At 75.0% G+C, this 3,674-nt stretch carries 3 protein-coding genes; all 3 read left to right on the forward strand.

Features of this window, described 5'->3' with window-relative positions; translation table 11 throughout:
• Positions 1-1,366: DUF6777 domain-containing protein (locus CCN56_RS35040; RefSeq protein WP_179200098.1), on the forward strand; the 1,366-nt coding region annotated here is incomplete at its 5' end.
• 233 nt (positions 1,367-1,599) lie between these two features.
• Entirely contained in the window at positions 1,600-3,069 is a 1,470-nt protein-coding gene (locus CCN56_RS35045) for a PLP-dependent aminotransferase family protein (protein WP_086831829.1), read from the forward strand.
• A 54-nt stretch (positions 3,070-3,123) separates the two neighbouring features.
• Positions 3,124-3,627 (forward strand): FBP domain-containing protein, encoded by a 504-nt coding sequence (locus CCN56_RS35050; RefSeq protein WP_086831830.1) that lies wholly within the window; start codon positions 3,124-3,126, stop codon positions 3,625-3,627.
• Positions 3,628-3,674 lie beyond the last annotated feature (47 nt).

The raw sequence follows: 3,674 nt of genomic DNA on the forward strand, positions 1-3,674 counted from the left end.
CGGAGGCGGCGGCGGTTCCGGGCCGACCGGCGGCGGAGGCGGCTCGACCGGCGGCGGAGGCGGGGCGACCGGCGGCGGAGGCAAGGGCGGTGGCGGTCCCTGGTGGCGGTCCGTCCCGAAGGTCGCCTCGGTCACCGCCGCACTCGTGGCGGCCGCGGCACTGGCCGTCGTCCTCACCAACCGCCCCGCCGACAAGAACGACACCGCGGGATCCGGCGGCGAGGTCTTCCTGCAGAACGCCGCCGCGTCCGGCCCGGACCCGTTCACACCATCGACGGCACGCGCCGGCGACGGCTCCGCCCCGCCGCCCTCGCTGCCGCCCCGTACCGCCTCGGCCGTGCCCGAGATGTCGGGGTCGACGCCCGGCCTCTACGGCGGGACCCGGTCGGTCTCCAGCTGCGACGTCGAGCAGCAGGTCCGGTACCTCTCCGGCCGGCCCGCGAAGAACGCGGCCTTCGCCTCGGTCGTCGGCATCTCGCCGAACGACGTGCCGGACTACCTCCGCTCCCTGACCCCGCTTCAGCTCCGGGTCGACACCCGGGTGACGAACCACGGCTTCCGCGACGGCGCGGCCACCACCTACCAGGCGGTGCTCCAGGCCGGCACGGCGGTCATGGTCGACGGTCACGGAGTACCCCGGGTGCGCTGCGCCTGCGGAAATCCGCTGACCGGCCCGGTGGCGCAGAAGGCGCCGCGCACGACGGGCACGCCATGGCAGGGGTACAGCTCCCAGCAGGTCGTCGTGGTGGCGCCGTCGGTGACGGTCGTGAACGTCTTCGTCGTGTACGACCCCGGGGACGACGACTGGTTCGCGCGGAAGCACGGCGACACCGGCGAGCACGACAGGCCGACCCCGCCGCCTCCCCCGCCGCCGACGGTCTCCCCGTCCACGCCGCTGTCGCCCTCGCCGTCCACGTCCGGCCCTTCCCCGTCGTCGCCGGTGCCGTGCGTGACGGTGACGGGCACGGAGACCCCGACGCCGAGCGGCGGGGTCACCCCGTCGCCGTGCCCCTCGACGCTCTCCCCCTCGACGCTCTCCCCCTCGCCGTCCGACTCCTCCGGTCCCACGGACTCGTCGCCGTCGACGGAGTCGTCGAGCCCGGAGTCGGCACCCGCGTCGGACGGTTCGGCGGATCTCACGAGCCAGTCGCCGAACCAGCAGACAGAGCAGCAGGCAGACCAGCCCGCGGCGGCCGTCTCCCCGGCCGCGTCGCTCTCCTCGCTGTCGGCTCGGGTCCCGTCGGGTTCGGTGTCGAGCTCCGCGTCGGGTTCCGTGTCGGGCTCGGCGTCACGTCCGGTCTCGGGTTCGGCCTCGGGTCCGGCGCCCGGTCCGGCGCCCGGTCCGGGGTCCGCACCCGTCCTCTGACCGTCCGACGCCGCTTCGAAGCCGCCCCGGCAATGGCCCGGAGCCAGCCTCCGATCGCCAGGGGGCGGGCCGTCCGCTCCTCCGCGCGCAGTTGCCACATCCGCTCGTCACGGTCGGTGAAGTGTCCTGACATCGCTCGTCCCCTCTCCCCGATGAACACGGCCACCAGGCCACTGGAAAGGAGTCTGTAACCTTATTGGCCCGGACAGCAGAGCCAATGAGGAGTGATTGGCATGGCAGTGGCACGTGTGGTCCACACCGCGGACCGGACCCTGACGGGTCGCCAGCTCGCATCGCTCCTCACCCCGCCCCCGGAGGGACGGTTCGGGTACCGGGAGCTCGCGCGGGCCGTGCGGGAGGCGCTGCTCGACGGCCGGGTGGCGCTGCGCCTGCGGCTGCCGGCCGAGCGGGAGCTCGCCGCGGTGCTCCTGGTGAGCCGGACCACCGTGACCGGGGCGTACGACCTGCTCCGGGAGAGCGGTTACGCGCACAGCCGGCGCGGCGCCGGCACCTGGACCGCGCTGCCGGACGGGCAGGCCCCCACCGCTCTCGGCGCCTTCCAGGACGACGCGGGCGCGACCATCGACCTCGCCCTCGCCGCGCCGCACGCTCCGGAGGAGGAGCTGTCCGCCGCGCTTGCGGCGGCCGCCGCCGAGCTGCCCCGTTACGCGGGCGCGCAGGGCTACCACCCGTACGGTCTGCCCGCGCTGCGCGCCGCGATCGCCGAGCGCTACACGGCCCGGGGCCTGCCGACCCTCCCGGACCAGATCCTCGTCACCACGGGTGCGCAGCAGGCCGTCTCGCTGGTGCTCACGCTGCTCGGCCGGTCCGGCGACCGGGTGCTCGCCGAGAACCCCTCGTACCCCAACGCCCTCGACGCGATGCGCGGGCGGATGCTCCGCGTCACGCCGGTGCCGGTGACCGAGGCCGGCTGGGACAGCGGGCTCGTCGACGCGGCGCTCCGGCAGACCGCGCCGCGCCTGGCCTATCTGATCCCGGACTTCCACAACCCGACCGGGCGGCTGATGCCGGCGGAGCAGCGCCGGGAGCTCGCGCGGTCCGCGCGCGCCACCGGGACCTGGCTGGTGGTCGACGAGACGCTGACGGACATGGCCCTTGACGTGCCCGCGCCGCCGCCGTTCGCTGCGGCGGCCGGCGGCGGCGACGGCGAGCAGATCGTCTCCGTCGGCTCGCTGAGCAAGAGCTGCTGGGGCGGGCTGCGGGTCGGCTGGGTGCGGGCCGCGTCCCGAGTCGTGACCGAGCTGGCCCGGGTCCGGATCACCGCCGACCTGTCCGGTTCCGTGCTCGACCAGCTGGTGGCCGTCGCCCTGGTGGACCGCCTCGACGTGATCCTGCCCCGGCGCCTCGACGAGCTGCGGCAGCGCAGGACCGCGCTGACCGAAGCCCTCGCCCGTCATGTGCCCGAGTGGCGGTGGGCGGTGCCGCCGGGCGGGATGTGCCTCTGGATCGACCTGGGCCGGCCGGTCGCCTCCTCCCTCGCGGCCCGGGCCCTGCGGCAGGGGGTACGGGTGGAGGGCGGCGCCCGGTTCGGGGTGGACCCGGGTACGCACGAGCACCGGCTGCGGATCCCGTTCACCCTGCCCGTGGACGTGTACGAACCGGCGGCGGAGCGGCTCGCGGCGGCCCTGGACGGCGCCCCGGGGCACTTCGCCGATCCCGCCCTGCCGGACTGGGTGGCCTGAGGCGGCCCTCATATTGGGATGCCCGCCCCGAAAGGTCCGTGTACGGTCCACCGAGTGGAACCACTGACCGACAAACAGATCCGCTCGTCCTTCGTGAACTGCACCAAGGGCGAGGCGGCACGACTCAAGCTGCCCCTCGACTTCGCCGAACTGCCCTGGGACGACCTGGACTTCCTCGGCTGGGTCGACCCGGGCGCGCCCCTGCGGGCGCACCTGGTCGTGCCGCGCAAGGACGGCCCGCTCGGTGTGACCCTGCGGGTCCCGGCGACCGGCCGGACCAGCGCGGTGAAGTCGAGCATGTGCCAGGTCTGCCTGACCGCGCACGCGTCCTCGGGCGTCACGCTCCTGGTCGCGCCGCTGGCCGGCAGCCGCGGCCGCGAGGGGAACACGGTCGGGATCTATCTCTGCGCCGACCTCGCCTGCTCCCTCTACGTCCGGGGCCGGCGGCAGCCGAAGCTGCGGCACCGGCGCCACGAGGAGTCCCTCACCCTCGACGAGCAGGTCGCCCGTCTGACGGGCAACCTGGACGCGTTCGTCGACCGCGTGACGTCGGGCTGAGGGACCTGGACCGCCTCCCGGTCCCGAGGGACCGGGAGGGCTCGCCG

Origin of the sequence: Streptomyces sp. NRRL B-24572, assembly GCF_002156145.1 — a bacterium.
Classification (GTDB): domain Bacteria; phylum Actinomycetota; class Actinomycetes; order Streptomycetales; family Streptomycetaceae; genus Streptomyces; species Streptomyces vietnamensis.

Bases quoted from the DNA above. Each gene is read 5' to 3' on its own strand.
- CCN56_RS35045 (WP_086831829.1), top strand. From the start codon at position 1,600: ATGGCAGTGGCACGTGTGGTCCACACCGCGGACCGGACCCTGACGGGT.